This is a genomic window from Pseudomonas sp. DL, from assembly GCF_047199225.1.
GTDB lineage: Bacteria > Pseudomonadota > Gammaproteobacteria > Pseudomonadales > Pseudomonadaceae > Pseudomonas > Pseudomonas aeruginosa.
This window is the reverse complement of record NZ_CP178323.1, coordinates 2369170-2385754: the sequence shown is the minus strand read 5'-3', so window position 1 is coordinate 2385754 and position 16585 is coordinate 2369170. Positions and strand designations below refer to the sequence as shown.

General features: G+C 64.4%; 29 protein-coding genes. 13 read left to right on the top strand and 16 right to left on the bottom strand.

Annotated elements, in window-relative coordinates:
* Positions 1–53: 53 nt before the first annotated feature.
* Entirely contained in the window at positions 54–917 is an 864-nt protein-coding gene (locus ACI766_RS11385; protein WP_003116601.1) for an alpha/beta fold hydrolase, read from the bottom strand.
* Between the two features lie 191 nt (positions 918–1108).
* Here ACI766_RS11385 and ACI766_RS11380 point away from each other — a divergent pair, with 191 nt between their 5' ends.
* Both ACI766_RS11380 and ACI766_RS11375 read left to right on the top strand, forming a co-directional pair.
* Positions 1109–1435: a hypothetical protein gene (locus tag ACI766_RS11380; protein WP_003090681.1), complete on the top strand. Its 327-nt coding sequence runs from the start codon at positions 1109–1111 to the stop codon at positions 1433–1435.
* Between the two features lie 84 nt (positions 1436–1519).
* Positions 1520–1696, top strand: coding sequence for a hypothetical protein (locus tag ACI766_RS11375; protein WP_003099098.1), 177 nt, complete (start codon positions 1520–1522; stop codon positions 1694–1696).
* 326 nt (positions 1697–2022) lie between these two features.
* On the opposite strand, the gene ACI766_RS11370 is transcribed toward ACI766_RS11375, so the two are convergent.
* From ACI766_RS11370 to ACI766_RS11355, 4 genes are all read right to left on the bottom strand, one after another.
* Positions 2023–2310 (bottom strand): DUF3509 domain-containing protein, encoded by a 288-nt coding sequence (locus ACI766_RS11370; RefSeq protein ID WP_003090684.1) that lies wholly within the window; start codon positions 2308–2310, stop codon positions 2023–2025.
* A gap of 198 nt (positions 2311–2508) precedes the next feature.
* Positions 2509–2742 carry a hypothetical protein gene (locus ACI766_RS11365; protein ID WP_003090686.1) on the bottom strand — a complete coding sequence of 78 codons (234 nt, stop codon included), beginning with the start codon at positions 2740–2742 and terminating at the stop codon, positions 2509–2511.
* Positions 2743–2795: 53 nt separating this feature from the next.
* A complete protein-coding gene (gene map / locus ACI766_RS11360) occupies positions 2796–3578 on the bottom strand; it encodes a type I methionyl aminopeptidase (RefSeq protein ID WP_014602757.1) in 783 nt (260 codons plus the stop codon).
* Entirely contained in the window at positions 3575–3796 is a 222-nt protein-coding gene (locus ACI766_RS11355) for a ParD-like family protein (protein ID WP_003090688.1), read from the bottom strand. The genes map and ACI766_RS11355 overlap by 4 nt, the downstream gene beginning before the upstream one ends.
* A 156-nt stretch (positions 3797–3952) precedes the next feature.
* On the opposite strand from ACI766_RS11355, the gene ACI766_RS11350 reads away from it, so the two are divergent.
* Positions 3953–4666 carry an endonuclease gene (locus tag ACI766_RS11350; protein WP_003099106.1) on the top strand — a complete coding sequence of 238 codons (714 nt, stop codon included), beginning with the start codon at positions 3953–3955 and terminating at the stop codon, positions 4664–4666.
* 18 nt (positions 4667–4684) lie between these two features.
* A complete protein-coding gene (locus ACI766_RS11345; protein ID WP_003114413.1) occupies positions 4685–5203 on the top strand; it encodes a thermonuclease family protein in 519 nt (172 codons plus the stop codon).
* Here the strand turns inward: ACI766_RS11345 and ACI766_RS11340 are convergent.
* Both ACI766_RS11340 and ACI766_RS11335 read right to left on the bottom strand, forming a co-directional pair.
* Positions 5178–5408 (bottom strand): hypothetical protein, encoded by a 231-nt coding sequence (locus ACI766_RS11340; protein WP_003090795.1) that lies wholly within the window; start codon positions 5406–5408, stop codon positions 5178–5180. The genes ACI766_RS11345 and ACI766_RS11340 overlap by 26 nt on opposite strands.
* Positions 5409–5473: 65 nt before the next feature.
* Entirely contained in the window at positions 5474–5707 is a 234-nt protein-coding gene (locus ACI766_RS11335; protein WP_003090796.1) for a DUF3509 domain-containing protein, read from the bottom strand.
* Between the two features lie 222 nt (positions 5708–5929).
* Between ACI766_RS11335 and ACI766_RS11330 the strand changes: the two genes are divergently transcribed.
* Positions 5930–6829, top strand: a complete 900-nt coding sequence (locus ACI766_RS11330; protein WP_003090797.1) for a YihY/virulence factor BrkB family protein — start codon at positions 5930–5932, stop codon at positions 6827–6829.
* Here the strand turns inward: ACI766_RS11330 and ACI766_RS11325 are convergent.
* Both ACI766_RS11325 and ACI766_RS11320 read right to left on the bottom strand, forming a co-directional pair.
* Positions 6819–7136 carry a hypothetical protein gene (locus ACI766_RS11325; RefSeq protein WP_003108875.1) on the bottom strand — a complete coding sequence of 106 codons (318 nt, stop codon included), beginning with the start codon at positions 7134–7136 and terminating at the stop codon, positions 6819–6821. The genes ACI766_RS11330 and ACI766_RS11325 overlap by 11 nt on opposite strands.
* Before the next feature lie 155 nt (positions 7137–7291).
* Entirely contained in the window at positions 7292–7735 is a 444-nt protein-coding gene (locus ACI766_RS11320; protein ID WP_003099113.1) for a YqaA family protein, read from the bottom strand.
* Between the two features lie 135 nt (positions 7736–7870).
* On the opposite strand from ACI766_RS11320, the gene ACI766_RS11315 reads away from it, so the two are divergent.
* Together ACI766_RS11315 and ACI766_RS11310 are read left to right on the top strand one after the other, a co-directional pair.
* Positions 7871–8245, top strand: coding sequence for a DUF5064 family protein (locus ACI766_RS11315; protein ID WP_003090800.1), 375 nt, complete (start codon positions 7871–7873; stop codon positions 8243–8245).
* A 110-nt stretch (positions 8246–8355) separates the two neighbouring features.
* On the top strand, positions 8356–8685 hold the full coding sequence (locus ACI766_RS11310; RefSeq protein ID WP_003090802.1) for a DUF883 family protein: 330 nt from the start codon (positions 8356–8358) through the stop codon (positions 8683–8685).
* Between the two features lie 65 nt (positions 8686–8750).
* On the opposite strand, the gene ACI766_RS11305 is transcribed toward ACI766_RS11310, so the two are convergent.
* On the bottom strand, positions 8751–8948 hold the full coding sequence (locus ACI766_RS11305) for a hypothetical protein (protein ID WP_003090804.1): 198 nt from the start codon (positions 8946–8948) through the stop codon (positions 8751–8753).
* 178 nt (positions 8949–9126) lie between these two features.
* On the opposite strand from ACI766_RS11305, the gene ACI766_RS11300 reads away from it, so the two are divergent.
* Together ACI766_RS11300 and eco are read left to right on the top strand one after the other, a co-directional pair.
* Complete coding sequence (locus tag ACI766_RS11300) at positions 9127–9357, top strand: DUF2789 domain-containing protein (protein ID WP_003090806.1); 231 nt, start codon at positions 9127–9129, stop codon at positions 9355–9357.
* 347 nt (positions 9358–9704) lie between these two features.
* On the top strand, positions 9705–10175 hold the full coding sequence (gene eco / locus ACI766_RS11295; RefSeq protein ID WP_003090808.1) for a serine protease inhibitor ecotin: 471 nt from the start codon (positions 9705–9707) through the stop codon (positions 10173–10175).
* A gap of 52 nt (positions 10176–10227) precedes the next feature.
* Here the strand turns inward: eco and ACI766_RS11290 are convergent, their stop codons facing one another.
* Both ACI766_RS11290 and ACI766_RS11285 read right to left on the bottom strand, forming a co-directional pair.
* Positions 10228–10614 (bottom strand): hypothetical protein, encoded by a 387-nt coding sequence (locus ACI766_RS11290; protein ID WP_003114417.1) that lies wholly within the window; start codon positions 10612–10614, stop codon positions 10228–10230.
* Positions 10615–10800: 186 nt separating this feature from the next.
* Positions 10801–11244: a PACE efflux transporter gene (locus ACI766_RS11285; protein WP_003090812.1), complete on the bottom strand. Its 444-nt coding sequence runs from the start codon at positions 11242–11244 to the stop codon at positions 10801–10803.
* A 102-nt stretch (positions 11245–11346) separates the two neighbouring features.
* Here ACI766_RS11285 and ACI766_RS11280 point away from each other — a divergent pair, with 102 nt between their 5' ends.
* Entirely contained in the window at positions 11347–12234 is an 888-nt protein-coding gene (locus tag ACI766_RS11280; protein WP_003099119.1) for a LysR family transcriptional regulator, read from the top strand.
* A gap of 210 nt (positions 12235–12444) precedes the next feature.
* On the opposite strand, the gene ACI766_RS11275 is transcribed toward ACI766_RS11280, so the two are convergent.
* Entirely contained in the window at positions 12445–12759 is a 315-nt protein-coding gene (locus ACI766_RS11275) for a hypothetical protein (RefSeq protein WP_003090814.1), read from the bottom strand.
* 364 nt (positions 12760–13123) lie between these two features.
* Here ACI766_RS11275 and ACI766_RS11270 point away from each other — a divergent pair, with 364 nt between their 5' ends.
* Positions 13124–14401: an OprD family porin gene (locus tag ACI766_RS11270; RefSeq protein ID WP_003099122.1), complete on the top strand. Its 1278-nt coding sequence runs from the start codon at positions 13124–13126 to the stop codon at positions 14399–14401.
* 156 nt (positions 14402–14557) lie between these two features.
* Positions 14558–14929, top strand: a complete 372-nt coding sequence (locus tag ACI766_RS11265) for a hypothetical protein (protein WP_003160518.1) — start codon at positions 14558–14560, stop codon at positions 14927–14929.
* 42 nt (positions 14930–14971) lie between these two features.
* On the opposite strand, the gene ACI766_RS11260 is transcribed toward ACI766_RS11265, so the two are convergent.
* Both ACI766_RS11260 and ACI766_RS11255 read right to left on the bottom strand, forming a co-directional pair.
* Positions 14972–15316, bottom strand: a complete 345-nt coding sequence (locus tag ACI766_RS11260; protein WP_003090818.1) for a cupin domain-containing protein — start codon at positions 15314–15316, stop codon at positions 14972–14974.
* Between the two features lie 111 nt (positions 15317–15427).
* The gene (locus ACI766_RS11255) at positions 15428–15637 is read right to left on the bottom strand and encodes a hypothetical protein (RefSeq protein ID WP_003090820.1); all 210 of its coding nucleotides are present in this window, start codon (positions 15635–15637) and stop codon (positions 15428–15430) included.
* Positions 15638–15906: 269 nt separating this feature from the next.
* Between ACI766_RS11255 and ACI766_RS11250 the strand changes: the two genes are divergently transcribed.
* A complete protein-coding gene (locus ACI766_RS11250) occupies positions 15907–16095 on the top strand; it encodes a hypothetical protein (RefSeq protein ID WP_003090821.1) in 189 nt (62 codons plus the stop codon).
* Positions 16096–16109: 14 nt separating this feature from the next.
* On the opposite strand, the gene ACI766_RS11245 is transcribed toward ACI766_RS11250, so the two are convergent.
* A complete protein-coding gene (locus ACI766_RS11245; RefSeq protein WP_003099127.1) occupies positions 16110–16301 on the bottom strand; it encodes a hypothetical protein in 192 nt (63 codons plus the stop codon).
* Between the last annotated feature and the right edge of the window lie 284 nt (positions 16302–16585).

Genomic DNA, 16585 nt, shown 5'->3' with positions numbered 1-16585 from the left:
ATGGTAAAGCATCCGCGGCGAGCTGACGAGCGGTCAGTTCGCCCGGCCTCGCTTCAGGACGTTTCCACGTCCGGCGCAACGCCATCGACGCGCGCCAGGAACTCCAGTACCGACCGGTTGAAAGCCGCCGGACGGGTGGCATTGAGGCCATGGGACGCGCCCTGGATGCGTTGCAGCTCGGCGCGCGGCAGGGCCGCCGCCAGCGCCTCGGCGGTGGCCGGGAATGGCAGCGGGCTGCGTTCGCCATTGAGGATCAGGCTCGGCAGGTCGATCGAGCGCAGTTCCGTCAGCGCCAGCGCCGGCGGCTGGTCGGCCACCTGCCCGACCAGGGTCATGGCGTTGTCCAGGGTCATTCGGCGGAACGTCGCCGACGAGCGTTTCCATACCCCGGCGCCGCTCACCGTATCGACGAACAGTTCCAGTCCCCGTTCCGCCTCGCCGCCACGGATCAATTCGAGCGCCTGGCGCCGGAACTGGTTGCGTTCCAATGGCTCCTCGGGCGCAGGCAGGCCGGCGTGGGCGTAGACCTCGGCGGCATAGTCGCCGCCGGGATCGGCCAGGCTCAGCGAACGCAGGGCGTCCGGAGCGGCCAGCGCCAGGCGCAACGCCAGGTTGCCGCCACGGGAATGGCCGAGCAGGTGTACCGGCTCGCCGAGCCGCTCGACCAGCGCCAGCAGGTCGGCGACGTGGCGGGCGCTGGTGAAGTCCGCGCCCTGCCCGTCCCAGCGCTCGGGGTAGTAGTGACGCAGGCTCGGCACGATCAGCCGGTGGTGCTCGCCGAGGCTGCGCAACTGCCATTGCCAGTAGCGGTAGTCGCACAGCGAACCGTGGACCAGTAGCACCGGCGTGCCCTCGCCCAGGTCCTGATAGACCAGTTGATACCCATCCACCTCGAACGAGGCGAGTTCGCCACTCATGCACGCAACCCTTTCGGTTTCTTTTTCGACTCAGCGCGACGAACGGTGAGCGGGCCCACAGCCCGATGCACGGCATCGCCTGGAAAAGATGGATGTTAACGGCCTGAGGTCACGCCCCGTAATGACAAATAGGTCTAGGGCCGTCTCGCCCGCTGGACTAGGCTGGAAGTTCCCTTGCGGAGGTGACGCCGATGAATACGCCGATCTTCTACGAGCTATTCCGCAACCACCCGCTGCATGCCCCGTCCGCCCGGACCCTGGCGAGCATGCTGGCCCTCGGCCTGGCACTGGCCGGGGTATGGGCCCTGCTGCTGGGCTGGGGCATCGGCCTGGGCATCGACAACTTCGCCATGTACTTCGGCTGGACCGCCCTGCTCATGACCATCCTCCTGGTCGCGCTGTTCCTCGGCGCCACGCTGTTGCGCATGGAGGCCATCTGGCTGGCTTTCCTGCTCGCCCTGCCCCTGCTGACCAGCCTGACCGGCTGCCTGGCCCTGGTCGGTGCCGGCCCCGAATGACCGCGTTTCAGACCATGGTCGAAGACCGATTGCAGTAATTCCCCTTCCCGCAGGGTCTATCCTTGGGTAAGAGGAGGACGAACCATGACTCCCGAATCCTTCGTCACATTGCTGATCGTCGCCTGGCTGGGCCTCGCCGGCGTCACCCTGTGGGCCTTCCTGCGCGTGCCGCGTCGGCGCGCACGCCTGCAACGCAAGGCACGGCAAGCCGAAAACCGGCATCCCGCACGGCCGCCACAGCCTCTTCCGCAGCGCAGCTGAAGCCGCCATGCCGACCGGTCACGGCAGGAAGGCGTGCTGGGAAACCCCCAGCAACAGATAGGCCGCCAGCACGGTGAACGCGAGAAAACCCACGACGTAACGCAGCATCCCGACTCCTGTCAGTCATTTCATCCCTGATGCTGACCCGAACGACCTTGCATCGTTCTGCGCCAGCCTGCCGAAGCACCGAACGGGCAGGCCAGCCCTGGCCTTCCCTTCCGACACGAGCGGGGGCCGGTCGATCCTCGCCCAGCCCCCTCGAAGCTTCACTCTAGCACTCTCGCCCGCCCTGCCGGAGGTCTCCGCCAGGATTCCGGACGAACCGTTCAGCCCGCCATGTAGCTCGGCAGGCCGCGCTCCTGCAGACGACGCAGGGTGCCGACCACATCCACCGGCAGGCTCCCCGCCTCCAGGGCCAGGTCACGGCGCACGGCGTTGATGAACCAGTACATGCGCTTCTCGTCGGCCAACTGGGCGGCGGACACCACGCGACGGGTCACGATCTCTTCGCCGTTGCGCAGGGTCAGCAGGGCGCCGCCGTCCGGACGCATCTGGGTGGATACGGCAAAGGTGGCCTGGAAGGCATCGAACAGCATCTTGATGGACTTTTCCATGATCGTTTATCCCCTCTTGCATGAAAACCGACCGCGAACTTCAGCGCAGCCGCAACACGGGGAAAGGTGGCAGCTTTCATGCCAGCCACATGGAAAATTAAAACCATTCAAAATCAATAACTTACGAAAAGACTCAGCGAAGCGGTCCGTGCAAACTGCAAGATCGTGCGAAATGCATCATGCGATTTGCCAGCAGGCTCAGTCGGAAAACAGCGGCCGGCCCCGCGCATCGAAGCCGCGCACCCGGTACAGCGCCGCTTCCGCCAGCGACAGCGCGGCCGCCGGACTCTCGCACGGCGGCTGGCCCGGCAGCACCAGCCATTCGGTGCGTCCGTCGTCGATGCTGGTTATCTCGATCTCGGCCAGATAGCCACTGTCCTCGCGCAACCAGGTGGCGCGCAGTTCGAACTCGCCAAAACGCCTGCCGGACACCCGCCAGCCTCCCTTCGGAAAAGTCGTCTCAGTGTAACCAGGCCGGGCGTCGATCAGCCAGCCAGGTCGGCCAGCGCCTCGCGCTCCTCGTCGCGCAGGGTCAGGACCCGGCAACCCCGCTCGGTGACCAGCACGGTGTGCTCGTACTGGGCCGACAGGCGGCGGTCGCGAGTGGTCACGGTCCAGCCGTCCTTGTGCAGCTTCACCGCGTGGCCGCCCTGGTTGATCATCGGTTCGATGGTGAAGGTCATCCCGGCCTTCAGCCGCGCACCCGCGCCAGCGCGACCGAAGTGCAGGACCTGCGGCGCCTCGTGCATCTTGCGGCCGATGCCATGCCCGCAGTATTCGCGGACCACCGAATAACCGTTGGCTTCGGCGTGACTCTGGATGGCATGCCCGATATCGCCGAGGGTGGCGTCCGGGCGCACCACGCGGATCGCCCGGTACAGGCATTCGCGGGTGACGTCGAGCAGCTTCTGCGCCTGGCGGTCGATGGCGCCGACCCGGTACATCTTGCTGCTGTCGCCGAAATAGCCGTCCTTGATCACCGTGACGTCGACGTTGACGATATCGCCGTCGCGGAGGATCTGCTGCGCCGACGGCCAGCCATGGCAGACCACCTCGTTGACCGAGGTGTTCACCGTGAACGGATAGCCGTACTGCCCCTTGCTGCCGGGAATCGCCGCGAGGGTGTCGACGATGTAGCGCTCGCAGAAGCGGTCGATCTCTGCCGTGCTGATGCCTGGCCGCACCACCTCGTCGAGGGCTTCGAGGACTTTCGCGGTGAGCGCGCCGGCCACGCTCATGCGCTGGACTTCCTCCGCGCTCTTGATCATCCCGAGATCCTCGCCGCGTCCTGCTCGCGGCGGTCGCTTTCGCGCGCTTCGTCCATCAATTGGCGTAGCACCTGCGCATAGGTCAGGCCGGGATTGGCTTCGATCAGCATGCCGATGCGCATCCAGTGCTCGGCCTGGGCATTGATCGAGCGCGACATGGCCTTGCAGGCGATGCGCGCCTCTTCGTGCAATTGCTCGGAAATCTTCACCAGGCCCACACTACACCTCGACTACAAAACATATACGGAACGCATACTAACCATCGCATGGACGCGGCGCAAACGGGAAGGTCCGCCCTCGCCTGGCCATGGACTGGCCACGATTGGCATCTCCTGCAAAATCAGTAACATGCGGATTTTTTTGGAAGTTGCCGCATGCTTTCCCGTTTGTTTGTAGGCCTTTTCGCCCTCCTCCTCGCCAGCGCCGGCCAGGCCAACGCCCCGCGCACGTTCTCCGAAGCGAAGAAAATCGGCTGGAAGCTCTACGCCCGGCAATCCGTGGAGTTCTACTGCGGCTGTCGCTACTCGGGAAATCGTGTCGACCTCGCCAGTTGCGGCTACAAGCCGAGGAAGAACGCCAACCGCGCGCGGCGCATCGAGTGGGAACACATCGTCCCGGCCTGGGTGATCGGTCACCAGCGACGCTGCTGGCAGAACGGCGGGCGGAGCAACTGCGCGAGGCACGACAGCACCTACCAGCGCGCCGAGGCCGACCTGCACAACCTGGTGCCGAGCATCGGCGAGGTCAACGGCGACCGCAGCAACTTCGGCTTCGGCTGGCTGCCGCAGAAACCCCAGCAATACGGCGCCTGCCCGATGGTGGTGGACTTCAAGGCGCGCAAGGCGATGCCACGCCCGCAGATTCGCGGGATGATCGCCCGCACCTACTTCTACATGAGCGACCGCTACGGCCTGCGCCTGTCGAAGCAGGATCGCCAGCTCTACAACGCCTGGCACAAGCAGTACCCGCCACAGACCTGGGAGCGCCAGCGCAACCACATGGTCGGCTGCGTGATGGGCTGGGGCAATCCCTATGTCGGCCCGGTGGACCTGGCGACCTGCAGCAACCTATCCTCGCGTCGACGCTGACCTCCGCCGGAGTAGCCCATGATCTTCCGCACCCTCGCCCTGTTGCCGCTCTGCGCCGCCCTGGCGTTCGCCGCCGACGCCGGGGAGCGCCGCTTCGACTGCACGGTGGTGGCGATACATGACGACGCCAGCCTGGGCTGCCGCCTGCCCGGCGCGAACAAGGCGCTGCGCATCCAGCTCAATGCCGTCGAGCTACCGGCCGCCGAGCCCTGGCGTCGGCGCGCCCGGGAAGCCCTGGAAGACATGCTGCTCGGCAAATCGGCGACCATCCGCGAGCAAGGCCGCGACGCGCGCTTCCGCATCCTCGGCGCGGCCTGGGTCACCCCGGCCGACTGCCCCACCTGCGGACATACCCTGGATGCCGGGCTGGCCCTGCTGACCATTGGCCTGGCCAGCTGGCGCGACGCGCCGGACAGCGGCCAGACGGCCGAGGCGCGCGGCCAGTACCGGTTCGCCGAGGAAGAAGCGCGGGCGCGCAAGGCTGGCCAGTGGCGACCGCGCGACGCCGCTCCTAGAGATGGATCTCCGCGAACTTGATGCCCAGCCCGCGCAGCTCCTTGACCGCGTCGTCGAGCCGGCGGAACGACATCACCTCGTCGCTCTCGTCGACCAGGAAATAGCTGCGCCCGCCGTCCTTCTTGAAGAACACGATCCATTCCCTGGCCAGGGTGGGATTGGCGATGATGTGGGTCGCCGAGATCTTCCCTGCCGCCTGCCTGTCCCGAACCTTCTCGCGCTTCATTGCCTTCCCGTCAGCTGTGTGGAAAGGCGGAATTATCGCATCATCGGTTCCCGCGGCGAAAAAACTCAGCGTGCCGCCATCGCCATTTCCATGCCCGGCACGGCCAGTTCCCGGCGGATGCTGCGGATCAGCCACTCGGTCTCCGGCGGCGCGCTGAGCTGCGGCGAGGGTATGGTGCGAGCCACGTAGCGGCCGTCGGCGGCCTGCAACTGCAACAACAGCGCGCCGTCATGGCGGCTCTTGCTGGACAACTGGAACTCGGGAAAGGCAGCGGCGATTTTCTTCAGGTCGACAGACATGGTGCGCTCCATTTCTGAGAAGTTGGACGGAGGCCCGCCGCGCGGCGGGCAGGCGCAGTCTGGCTAACGGATGCGACCGAATGATGACGCCGGCGACGAACCAATTCGCCCGCCGTGGCGTCCCAGAAAGGACGCGACGAATTTCACCCAACGGAAAATGCCTGGCGGCAAGCGGCCATCGGTGGTCGATCGTCATCGGCACGCACACAGCAAGGAGATGGAATGTTCCGTACGGCTTATCGGGAAATAGGCCTGTTCGGCCTGGTCAAGCGCACAGTGAACGAGTTCCTCGAGGACGACATGCCGACCTACGCCTCGGCCCTCGCCTATCAGATGCTGTTCTCGCTATTTCCGTTCCTGCTGGTGCTGATCACCCTCGTAGGCTACCTGCACCTGCCGGAGTTCTTCGCCTGGCTGCGCGAGCAGGCGGCGTTGCTGCTGCCGCCCGAGGCGATGGATCAGGTCAACCCGGTGATCGACCAGTTGCAGCAGCAGAAAGGCGGCCTGCTGTCGATCGGTATCGCGGTGGCGCTGTGGACCTCCTCGGCGGGCATCCGCTCGATGATGATCGCGCTCAACGCCGCCTACGACGTGAAGGAGAGCCGCCCGGTATGGAAGCGCTTCTCCCTGTCGATCCTCTACACCCTCGGCATCGCCCTGTTGTTGCTGGTGGCGGCCGGCCTGATGGTCACCGGGCCGCAGGTGATCGCCTGGATCGCCGGCCTGGTCGGTCTGGAACAGTACCTGGTGACGCTCTGGACCTGGCTGCGCTGGCCTCTTGCGGTGTTCCTGCTGATGCTCGCGGTGGCGCTGTTCTACTACCTGGTGCCGGATGTCGAGCAGCGTTTCCGCTTCATCACTCCAGGCTCGGTGCTCTCGGTGATCGCCTGGATCGCCGCGTCCCTCGCCTATGGCTTCTACGTGAAGAACTTCGCCAACTACAACGCCATGTACGGCAGCATCGGGGCGATCATCATCCTCCTGCTGTACTTCTACCTGTCGGCGGCAGTGGTGCTGTTCGGCGCCGAGCTGAACGCGGTGATCGAACACCATTCGGAAGACGGCAAGGACCCTGGCGAGCGCGAACTTCCGGACAACGACGACCCCGAACTCAAGGCTTGAGCAGGGCGTCGGCCTCGCTGACGCTGGCCTTGCCGGTGGCGCGCCGGTACAGACACAGCTCGCGGCCCTGGCGGCCCTGCATGTGCGGCTGCGGATAGCGGCCCTGCAGGAGCAGCGCCGAATAGCCCACCTCATCGTCGAAGGGCAGTACCTGCCCCACCGCGCGCACCTGGCGCAAGCCGCTGGCTTTCAGGCAGGCGGCACGCACCATGGCGTCGTGCGCCTGCCACGCCTCGGCCGTGGAAGCCCAGGCCGGCGCCGAACCGAGCAGCAGGCAGACCAGCGATCCCGCAACCACCCTCGACATTGCGCACCTCGCATCGCCGGAAACAGGCAGGAAAAGAGAAGCCCCCGGGACCACAGCGGCAACTAAAGGCCCCGGGGGCGATGAGGCGGCAGTTACACCTCGCAGCAATGGACATTGCCCCGCGAAAAATAGTTCTACGCTCGCCGACGAAGCGCTCAGCCGGCCCAGCCCAGCACCAGCGCAGCCAGGGCCAGGTAGCGGAGCGTCTTGGCCAGGCCGACGATCAGCAGGAAACTCCAGCAGGGCTCACGCATGATGCCGGCCACCAGCGTCAGCGGATCGCCGATGACCGGCACCCAACTGAGCAGCAGGGTCCAGCGGCCGTAGCGGCGATAGTGTCGCTGCGCCCTGAGCAACTGCACCTCGCCCACGGGAAACCAGCGGCGACCGCGGAAATGCTCGAGGTAGCGACCCAGCCACCAGTTGACCCAGGAACCCAGCACATTGCCGACGATGGCCAGCGCCAGCAGCCACGCGACCGACTGGCCGCCGCGCAGCAGCAAGGCGGCCAGCACGGTTTCCGACTGCAACGGCAGCAGGGTCGCCGAACCGAACGCCGAGAGGAACAGCCCGGCGTACGCGGCCCAGTCAGTCAACACCCGAACGCTCCCAGCGCCATTCGCATCCCCGCTCCAATCCGGAAAAAACTGACCTGGGACAGCCGTCCCGAGGCCGGCGAAGCATACCCTGGCAGGCAAGGGCATTTCCCCGGTTATCCGAAAAGGAGGCAGGCCATGTTCATTCCCGGCCATCTGCATCTCGCCTCGGCCAGCGAAGTCGACCGCCAGGCATTCGATATCCACCTGCGCTACCGGGTCCTGGAGGCCGAGGCCCGCCCGGTGGCCGTACACTTCGACATGGAGGGCCGGATCGACGGCCAGCCTTTCAGCGAAAGCTTCGAACTGCCGCGCGACGCCGCCGTGCATTTCGCCAGCCGTGCCAGTCGCCTGGCCCGGCGCCACGGCCTGCGCTTGCGGCAGGGACCGATCGTGCGCCAGCGCCGCGAGTACGACGCTATGTTCGACGACCTGCGCCGACGCCTGAAACTCAAGAGCGGCGAAGCGATCGACCTCGACCGCTACCTGCGCGGCGAGGCCGGGGCATCCTGAAACGGCTCTCCCGCATGCTACGGAAGCCCCCGACGCAGGCCATGCCGTGCAACTTTCAGCGAAGCGGGCGACTCCATACCTAGGTAACCATCCTCGTCAAGGAGACCGACATGACTCTGAAAACCCGCTCCGCTCGCGCCAAGCAGGCTATCCAGGACCAGGCCATGGCCGAACTGCAGGACCTGATCGCCGAGGTGGACCAGTTGATGAGCGGCACCGGCAGCCTGGCCGGCAAGGAGGGCGCGAACCTGCGTGAACAGATCAATTCCGTGCTGCATCGTGGTCGCGACGCCATCGAGCGCACCCGCCGCGGCGTGGTGCAACGCAGCCAGGCGGCCGCCGAAGCGACCGAGGAATACGTCGAGGACCATCCCTGGCAGACCATCGCCGTATCGGCCGGCGCCGGCTTCCTCCTCGGCCTGCTGGTGGGCCGCCGCTAGGGCGTTTCCGCAGGCAACAGAAAGCCCGCGCTCGGCGGGCTTTTCGGCAAGGCAAGGGCCTTGGCTCAGGCGGAGATCGCCGCCTCCAGCGGCCAACTCAGTTCCCAGGTTCCCTTCAAGGCTTCCGCCTCGTCACGGCTGGTGAAGGGGCCGGCCCACATGGCGCCGTCCACCATCAGGATCCAACAGGCCAGCAATCCCTTGCTGCGCAGCGATTCGGGAACGGACGTCCCCACCAGCACGGCGACTTCGATTCTGGACATAGGCTGACTCCGGCTATCATTAGCTTGCTAATAATAAGCGCCCGCCCCTTCGCCATGAAGCACGCCGCGCACAACAGTCTTTTTCATCTGCGACAAAATTACCCACCCCCGGCTCCCACGGCGGCCCTGCCGTCCCGCCGGCTATAGTGGAAAAACAGCGAATCCAGGAGGAACCGTCATGGACACCAGCCCGCACACCTTTTCCAACCTGTTCCGCCAGTTGGGGCTCCCCGCTGGGCGGGACGACATCGTCGCCTTTCTCGCCCGGCACCACCTCGAGGAGGGCACGGCGCTGCCCGATGCGCCATTCTGGAACCCTGCCCAGGCCAGCTTCCTGCGCGAGGCCCTGGCCGAGGACTCCGACTGGGCCGAACAGGTCGATGAACTGGCCTTGCAACTGACCCGCTGAAAAAACGCAAACTGATGCGCTGACGGCTCTATCGTGCGGAACTTGCTATGAGTTGGCGGGGAATTTCAAGTCACCGGCATCGATAGCCACTATCAGTCCAAAGCATTTTTCCCCAGCGGAGCGGCGTGAGATCGTAGCGGCGTCGGGAGAACCCCAAGTCCCCGACGCTCCTTTGAAGACCATCGCCCTCCCCCCGCAGATGGTCTTTTTTTTGCCCGCGATTCGGCCGTGCCCTGACCGGCTGGCCCAGGACATGGAACATTCCGTTACGTCCCCCACTGAACTTTTCACCCGTGCCTCGGTGTCTTACCCTGCTCGCGTTACCACGTAAGGAGAACCTCAAGGACATGAAAGCACTACTGATCGCCGCCGGCGTTGCCGCTCTTTCCAGCACCGCCATGGCCGCCAAACTGGATGAAAAGGTTCCCTACCCGAAGGCAGATGCCGGCTTCACCCGCCAGGTCATCCACCTGCCGAAACAGGACGCGGAAGACGCATTCAAGGTCGAGATCATCGCCGGCAAGACCCTCGAGGCCGACTGCAACCAGCAGCGCCTGGGCGGCGAGCTGGAAGAACATACCCTGGAAGGCTGGGGCTACTCCTACTACCGCCTGGACAAGGTCAGCGGGCCGATGAGCACGATGATGGCCTGCCCCGGCCAGAAGAAGGAGCAGCGCTTCATCCCGGTGGTCGGCGAAGGCTTCCTGCTGCGCTACAACAGCAAGCTGCCGATCGTGGTCTATGCGCCGAAGGACGTGGAGGTCCGCTATCGGATCTGGTCGGCGTCCGAAAAGGTCGAGAAAGCGGTCAGCGAATAAACGCCGCGCATGAAAAAGCCGCCCACGGGCGGCTTTTTTCGTTGCGCCGGCGTCAGCCCGGCACCAGGCCGATGTTCAGGCCGGAGTCCACGGTGATCCGGTAATGCGTGGTCTGCCCGTTCTGCACATGCACCACCTGCTTGGGCGCCTCGCCGCGGCAGATCCCATCGCCCTGCACGGATACCACCCGCAGCCCCGCCGGAAGACGGAAACGCGCGCTCTCGCCGGCCTGGATCTCGGCGGCCAGGCGGCTATCGATGATCAAGCGGGTATTGCAGACGCTGCCGAGGAACTCGCGGTCCCGGGAAACCACCAGGAAGGCGTCGCCGTCGTCACGGAACTGGTAGTTGTACAAACGCTCCTTCGGTACCTGGTCCGTCTCGTCGAGCGAGGGCGTCGATGTCGAACAACCCGCCAGCAAGACGGTCCCCAGTAGCATCCCCAAAATCCGCATAGTGACCCCAATCCGTTCATCGAAATGCCGCACCCCATCCTCGCCGGGGCAGACCTTCATGGCTTGCGGTCGTACTTCCTCCCTGAACCGGCACCACAGCGCACGTCCGTCTAAGGTAGGCGATTTGCCCCGGCCAAGGCGAGCGCGAATGGCGCTGAAGAAAAAAAATCCTCAGACGGAGGCCGCCTCGCCGGCCGGCAACGCGGAAGTCGGGAGGCCGAACAGGCGATCGAAGGCCCAGTTGAAGAGGAAGGTGTAGCACGGGATCAGGACGATCAGCGCCAGGTCCAGCCAGAACGCCTCCAGCAGGGAAATCCCCATCCACCAGGCGATCAGCGGGATCAGGTAGACCACCAGGGTCAACTGGAAGCCGATGGCGTGCGCCACCCGCCGCGCAATGCTGCGTCCGCGCACGGCCTGGCGCCGCTCCCAGAACTCGAACAGGCAGTTGTAGATGAAGTTCCAGGTCACCGCGACGGTGGTGATCACCACCGCCAGGGGGCCGGTGGTAGTGGGCGTGGAACCGGCGAGCAGGGCCAGCCCCAGGGTCGAGATACTCATCCCGATCAATTCGTAGGCGGTCACGTAGACCAATTTGCGCTTGATGCCTTGCACGTGGACCTCTCGGGCGTGATAGCGGAAAGGCGGGCAAGGTTGGATCAATTTTCTTGACAGAAAAAGTCAGCAGCTTTCAGATCTGCTGATAGGAGAATTGCCATGAACTTTTCCAGCGATACCATCGAGCTGTTCCTCGCCGTCCTCGACCGCGGCTCCTTTTCCGGCGCCGCCCGTGCCTTGGGTCGAGTGCCTTCGGCGGTGAGCATGGGCATCGCCAACCTGGAGGCGGAGCTGGGTTTCGCCCTTTTCGAGCGAACCCACCGCGAAGCCCGTCCTACGGCGCTGGCCAGGGCCCTGGCACCGCAAGCGCGGATGATCGCCGAGCAGCTCGCCCAGTTGCAGGTGCATGCGCTGGAACTCTCCCAGGGATTGGAAAGCCGCCTGTCGCTCGGCGTGGTTGCGGACATCGACAGCGGGCGGCTGTTCGGCGCCCTCCGCACCCTTTCCGAGCGCTACCCGCTGCTCGATGTCGAGGTGCTCAGCGCCGCGCAGGACGATGCCCTCGCCCTGCTCCATGGCGGCCGCATCAGCCTGTGCTTCGGATTCGCCGGCATCAGCGTGAACCCGCAGGAGCGCTTCCAGTATGTCGGCGCGGAATCGCTGGTCGCGACCATCTCGCCGCGCCATCCCGCCCTGCAGAAGCCGGGGCAGGCGCTGTACCTGGAAGAGCTGGTGAACGTGCGGCAGATCCTGGTGGCCAGTTGCGACCTGCCGTTGGCCGACACCCGTCCGCTGATCGCCGGCGCCTGCTGGCGCACCGACAGCCTGGGCACGGCGCTGGAAATGGTCGAGGCGGGGATCGGCTGGGGCAATTTCCCGTTGTCCCGGGTCGCGCCGCTGCTGGCAACGGGAAGGCTGGTACGCCTGGACTTCAGGAATACCAAGAACGAGCTGAAACTGCCTGTCCACGCTATCTGGCTGAAAAACCAGCCATTGCGCAAGGCCGCCCAGGAACTGGTTGGCATGCTGGCCACCCGTCCCGATTGAAGCGTTATGCAATGCACTTCACAGAAAAAACGAGACCCGCCACGCGAATCGCCGCACACGCCGGCTCCCCGGCCTCCAGTACTTGATCTCGATCAAGCGCAGCGCCGGCCATAGGCAGATGATCGTTCTGCGGCCATCCTCCGTTTGCGGCCGTAGAGCTCCGGACACTTCATGCTAGGGGGGCCGGAGCTCTTCCCTCTTCCTCGCGGCTCAGGAACAGGTCCTGGCCGCATCGATGAAGGCCCCGCGGGTGACCCAGGGCTGCTGATCATGGATTCGCACCAGGCTGCCACCCCTCGCCGGCTGCACCTCCAGCCACTGACCGGCGTCCGCCAGGCGATAGCCGCGGCCTTCCTCCACCAGCGCCACGCCCGGCGCCTGGCGTTGCCACTTGGGCAAGACGCACATCGCGTAATCGTAGGGAGCCTTGCTGGTGCTGGCGGCCAGCGCCGGGGCGTTCGAAGCGGGAGGCGAGGCACAGGCGGACAGGGCCAGGGCGGCGAATACAGCGATAAGAATCTTCATGTCACGTCCCTCTTTGTCGATCCGTTCACGATTCGACGGTATCACCGCCCAAAGCGAGAACTGCAGCGACTTCGCGGCATGGTACTTATCGATAAGGTTGATATTGCAGGCGCATGACGAAGCGATCCGGCAACGCCCGATTCAGAGCCTATGGAAGGGGCTTTCCTTGCACTTTGGTTATTAGCAAATGACTCGAAGCTTTCTTGGATCGAACAATGTTCTGGTATTGTTGCGCCGCCAACGGGAGAAACAAGAAACCAGAACCGCCACGCACGGTAAATGGGACAAATGACTCCCGTGCACTTCGAACCTTGCGCTTCCTTCAATTTCAGCGCACATCAAGCCAACAACCAGGAACAATAAGATGTTGAAGAAAAGGATTTGCCTGCTGGCACTGGGCATCGCGACTGCAAGCCAGGCGATGGCCAATGACCAAGAAGCAGCAAAGGGGTTTGTCGAGGACAGCCACCTCGATCTGTTCTTCCGCAATGGCTACATCAGCCGTGACTACAAACATGGCCGGCAGGACAAGGCCGAATGGGGCCAGGCCGCCACTGCCACCTTCACCTCCGGCTTCACCCAGGGGACGGTGGGCGTCGGTGTCGACGCGTTCGGCCTGTACGCGGTACGCCTGGACGGCGGCAAGGGTCGTAGCGGCGCCGCCGGTATCGACTTCTTCAAGCAGGGCGACAGCGGCTCCGCGGCGGACGATCTGTCCAAGGGCGGCGCGGCGGTGAAGTTCCGCATCTCCAACACCGTGCTCAAGTACGGCGACCAGATGCCCAGCCTGCCGGTGCTCAGCTACGACAACTCGCGCCTGCTCCCGGAAAGCTACAGCGGCACCCTGATCACCTCCAAGGAGATCGAGGGCCTGGAGCTGAACGCCGGTCGCTTCACCGCGGAATCCCGCAAGAGCGCCGAAGGGCGCGACAGCGGCGGCCTGAAGAGCATCAACGTGTTCGGCGGCAAGTACGCCTTCACCGATCACTTCAACGCCTCGCTGTACGCTTCCGACGTCGAGGACGTACTGAAGAAGCAGTACATCAACCTGAACTACACCATCCCGCTGCAGGCCGACCAGTCGCTGAACTTCGACTTCAACGGCTATCGCACCAAGCTGGACAGCGACTTCGCCGACCAGAACTTCAACGGTAACCGCGACAACAAGATCTGGAGCCTGGCGGCGTCCTACACCATCGACGCCCACACCTTCATGATCGCCCACCAGCGCAACACCGGCGACACCGGCTACAACTACGGCTGGTACCAGAACGCCGGCGGCATCGGCGACGGCGGCACCACCATCTGGCTGGCCAACTCCTACTGGTCGGACTTCAACGCCGAGGACGAGCGTTCCTGGCAGGTCAGCTACGCCCTGGACTTCGCCAAGTACGGCGTGCCCGGCCTGACCTACCGCGTAGCCTACGTGCGCGGCGACAACATCAAGACCGCCGAGACCAGCAACGGCAAGGAGCGCGAGATCTTCAACCAGGTCCAGTACGTGGTGCAGAGCGGTCCGGCCAAGGACCTCACCCTGCGTCTGCGCAGCTCGTTCCTGCGTGTCTCCAACGACGCTCGCTCGTACAACGACGACGGCAACGAAATCCGTGCCTTCGTCGAGTACCCGTTCAGCGTGTTCTGATCGAACCCACGAGCGCGACGAGAACCCCGGGCCAGTCCCGGGGTTTTCTTTTTTGCGTTTCGTGCGCCAGTTCAACCTTATCGGGTGGCGCCGTACAGCATCGGAAAGCCGGTGATAGCATTCGCTCTCGCTTGCCATTGCTTATCGATATCGACAATGCCGTTCCGGAAACACCTTCTGCTCCCCCTCCTCGGTCTTGCCCTGCTGCTCGGCGGTTGCGGCCCTAGCGTCAGTTACTCCTACATTCCGCCGACCAGCGATGCCGGCCTGCACTGCGTGAGCCAATGCAATGCCGAGAAGCGCCAGTGCAAGACCCTCGCCAAACTGCAGCAGCGCCAGGACGAGGCGCTCTACCAGGCGCAGAGCACGGCCTACAACTACTGCATGCAGAACAGCGACAAGAAGAAGCGCAAGTCCTGCCCCTACCCGCAGCGCAACTTCGATTTCGGCGACGACTGCCAGGACGAGTACCGCAGTTGCTACCAGTCCTGCGGCGGCACCATCCGCCGCATCGTCCACCAGGACTGAGGCGCGACGCCCGGCAGGGATGCCGGACGTCCGGCAATACCGTCAGGCGAAGACGAAGTACTTGCGCACCGTCTCCACCACCTCCCAGGTACCACGCAGGCCCGGCTCGATGACGAACACGTCGCCCGCCCTCAGGTGCACCGGCTGCTCGCCTTCCGGGGTGATGATGCAGTAGCCGTCGAGGAAGTGGCAGAACTCCCAGCGTTCGTAGTTCACCTCCCACTTGCCCGGCGTGCAGATCCAGGTGCCCATCAGCTTGCTGCCGTCCGCCGAGGCGTATGCGTTGAGGTTGACGGTATGCGGATCGCCGTCGATCCGCTTCCACTTGGTGGCGTCCAGCACGGGTACGGGACAGGTATCGCGCAGTACGGTGATGAAATCTGACATGGTCGCTCCAGGAAGGCAGTGGATGAATGCCTCACCATAGGGCCACGCGCGGGGCGCCGGTTGTCTGGGTTCGACATCGGCCTAGCTGAAAGCGCTAGGCAGCCCGGGCGCTCAGCGACGCCTGCCATTCAGCGCTGCCAGCAGGTCGCAGACCATGATCAGCAGCAGCATGGGTACGGCGAACGGAAAGAACGCCAGCGCCGCGTATTCGTAGGCCTGGCCCGTCCACCACAGGCAAAGGCTGGCGACCGCCACCAGCAGGAAGCTGGCGGCGACGATGAACTTGCACAAGCGCGAGGCGAACCTGAGCGTATCGTCCACGACGAATCTCCTTCGGCGACTCCCCCGCAGTCTGCCGAAACCGCTCTGTCCCGGCGGTGACGCAAGAATGACGATTCGGACAGAATTGTTACGCCTGCCGCAAAACTTCATTCCACTTTGTTAGCTGGCTAATCAAATTCCCCCTTGATATCGTCTTTTTCGCCAGATCCCCAAGGCCTGGCAAATGTCCCTTGTACAGGCCATTACCAACCCTCCCCCCGCTTGGTAATGGCCTTTTTTTCCCTTCTGCCGTAGTCCATGGAGATCGCATGCCACGCATTGCCCTGGTCCTGGGCGTGCTGCTGGTCAGCGCCTGCGCACAGCCTGTCACGCCGGACTCGATAGTCGAGGAATCGTTTTCCCGCAGCGCCAGCGAACGCCAGCTGGAAGAGCTGAACCGCCAGGGCCTTCCCTACGAGCAGTACCGGCTGCGCCGCCAGCGCATTCTCGGCCGCTGATCCCGGCCCCGCGCCTAGCGCTTCTTCGGCACCACCGCCCGCACCGCCTCGCAGACGACCAGCCCGACCATCAGCGGGATCAGCAGCGGCAGGATCGACATCGAGAGGTTTTCCGCTCCCGAGCTGAGGAGAAACGGAAACTGGCTGAGGAAGGCGACCATCGCCAGGCTGAGCAGGATCAGCAGGCCGTAGAGGCATGACGCCAATTTCAGAGCTTTTTCCATGACCGGGTAGAAAGTGAAGGATTCGGAAGAAAATCTACCCGCCCCGCTCTCCCGGTATGGCGAGAAGCAAGATTTTTTCAGATTCGGGTGCCCCGAAAAGACGCGAACCCGACCGACCGATCACCCCTCCATGCCCGTCGCGACAACCCGATCGGTCGGGTCCGGACTTGCAACATACCGCCGCGCCGATAACACGTCGCCTACCGGAACAAGGAGTTGTTCTTTTCGACGAACGTCCTCGACTCCCGCTATCGCCCGCCCATCGC

What these genes read in the sequence shown, in the direction of transcription:
- ACI766_RS11385 (WP_003116601.1), bottom strand. Translation starts at nt 917, where the DNA reads ATGAGTGGCGAACTCGCCTCGTTCGAGGTGGATGGGTATCAACTGGTC.
- ACI766_RS11380 (WP_003090681.1), top strand. Translation starts at nt 1,109, where the DNA reads ATGAATACGCCGATCTTCTACGAGCTATTCCGCAACCACCCGCTGCAT.
- ACI766_RS11375 (WP_003099098.1), top strand. Translation starts at nt 1,520, where the DNA reads ATGACTCCCGAATCCTTCGTCACATTGCTGATCGTCGCCTGGCTGGGC.
- ACI766_RS11370 (WP_003090684.1), bottom strand. Translation starts at nt 2,310, where the DNA reads ATGGAAAAGTCCATCAAGATGCTGTTCGATGCCTTCCAGGCCACCTTT.
- map (WP_014602757.1), bottom strand. Translation starts at nt 3,578, where the DNA reads ATGATCAAGAGCGCGGAGGAAGTCCAGCGCATGAGCGTGGCCGGCGCG.
- ACI766_RS11350 (WP_003099106.1), top strand. Translation starts at nt 3,953, where the DNA reads ATGCTTTCCCGTTTGTTTGTAGGCCTTTTCGCCCTCCTCCTCGCCAGC.
- ACI766_RS11345 (WP_003114413.1), top strand. Translation starts at nt 4,685, where the DNA reads ATGATCTTCCGCACCCTCGCCCTGTTGCCGCTCTGCGCCGCCCTGGCG.
- ACI766_RS11340 (WP_003090795.1), bottom strand. Translation starts at nt 5,408, where the DNA reads ATGAAGCGCGAGAAGGTTCGGGACAGGCAGGCGGCAGGGAAGATCTCG.
- ACI766_RS11335 (WP_003090796.1), bottom strand. Translation starts at nt 5,707, where the DNA reads ATGTCTGTCGACCTGAAGAAAATCGCCGCTGCCTTTCCCGAGTTCCAG.
- ACI766_RS11330 (WP_003090797.1), top strand. Translation starts at nt 5,930, where the DNA reads ATGTTCCGTACGGCTTATCGGGAAATAGGCCTGTTCGGCCTGGTCAAG.
- ACI766_RS11325 (WP_003108875.1), bottom strand. Translation starts at nt 7,136, where the DNA reads ATGTCGAGGGTGGTTGCGGGATCGCTGGTCTGCCTGCTGCTCGGTTCG.
- ACI766_RS11315 (WP_003090800.1), top strand. Translation starts at nt 7,871, where the DNA reads ATGTTCATTCCCGGCCATCTGCATCTCGCCTCGGCCAGCGAAGTCGAC.
- ACI766_RS11310 (WP_003090802.1), top strand. Translation starts at nt 8,356, where the DNA reads ATGACTCTGAAAACCCGCTCCGCTCGCGCCAAGCAGGCTATCCAGGAC.
- ACI766_RS11305 (WP_003090804.1), bottom strand. Translation starts at nt 8,948, where the DNA reads ATGTCCAGAATCGAAGTCGCCGTGCTGGTGGGGACGTCCGTTCCCGAA.
- ACI766_RS11300 (WP_003090806.1), top strand. Translation starts at nt 9,127, where the DNA reads ATGGACACCAGCCCGCACACCTTTTCCAACCTGTTCCGCCAGTTGGGG.
- eco (WP_003090808.1), top strand. Translation starts at nt 9,705, where the DNA reads ATGAAAGCACTACTGATCGCCGCCGGCGTTGCCGCTCTTTCCAGCACC.
- ACI766_RS11290 (WP_003114417.1), bottom strand. Translation starts at nt 10,614, where the DNA reads ATGCTACTGGGGACCGTCTTGCTGGCGGGTTGTTCGACATCGACGCCC.
- ACI766_RS11280 (WP_003099119.1), top strand. Translation starts at nt 11,347, where the DNA reads ATGAACTTTTCCAGCGATACCATCGAGCTGTTCCTCGCCGTCCTCGAC.
- ACI766_RS11275 (WP_003090814.1), bottom strand. Translation starts at nt 12,759, where the DNA reads ATGAAGATTCTTATCGCTGTATTCGCCGCCCTGGCCCTGTCCGCCTGT.
- ACI766_RS11270 (WP_003099122.1), top strand. Translation starts at nt 13,124, where the DNA reads ATGTTGAAGAAAAGGATTTGCCTGCTGGCACTGGGCATCGCGACTGCA.
- ACI766_RS11265 (WP_003160518.1), top strand. Translation starts at nt 14,558, where the DNA reads ATGCCGTTCCGGAAACACCTTCTGCTCCCCCTCCTCGGTCTTGCCCTG.
- ACI766_RS11260 (WP_003090818.1), bottom strand. Translation starts at nt 15,316, where the DNA reads ATGTCAGATTTCATCACCGTACTGCGCGATACCTGTCCCGTACCCGTG.
- ACI766_RS11250 (WP_003090821.1), top strand. Translation starts at nt 15,907, where the DNA reads ATGCCACGCATTGCCCTGGTCCTGGGCGTGCTGCTGGTCAGCGCCTGC.